This window comes from Flavobacterium sp. NKUCC04_CG (assembly GCF_019345525.1).
Lineage (GTDB): Bacteria > Bacteroidota > Bacteroidia > Flavobacteriales > Flavobacteriaceae > Flavobacterium.
The window spans coordinates 1-381 of sequence record NZ_JAHKRA010000056.1; the positions used below are offsets into that span (position 1 = coordinate 1).

Genomic DNA, 381 nt, shown 5'->3' on the forward strand with positions numbered 1-381 from the left:
AAATCAGCGCTACCCTTGCCGATCCGCGGGTTTTACGTCAGTGGACGCGCAACAACACCGTGATTTACAATTGGAGTATCCATACCCCTTTGGAGTTTGAAGAACACTTGGAAGCGGGCGACTATGTTTATGTGTTAAACGTGCGCGACCCGCAAGATCCCGAGTGTATGGGCAGTGCGGTAATGGAATTTAGCGTAACCCCGCCACCGGAGCAACCGTATATCCGATTTGATGTATTGGATTGTACACCATATCGCGTGCGTTTATCGGCTAGCGGTTCAGACCAGCATAGCTATACATGGAGCAACGGTATGGTCGGAAGAACCATCGAGGTTTCGGAAGGAGGTCCATATCGGGTTCGCGTGATTGCCGACAACGGCT

At 51.4% G+C, this 381-nt stretch carries 1 protein-coding gene; it reads left to right on the forward strand.

Annotated elements, in window-relative coordinates; translation table 11 throughout:
* Positions 1-381, forward strand: a 381-nt coding sequence (locus KO524_RS15210) for a hypothetical protein (protein WP_219295079.1), incomplete at both ends; no start/stop codon positions are given.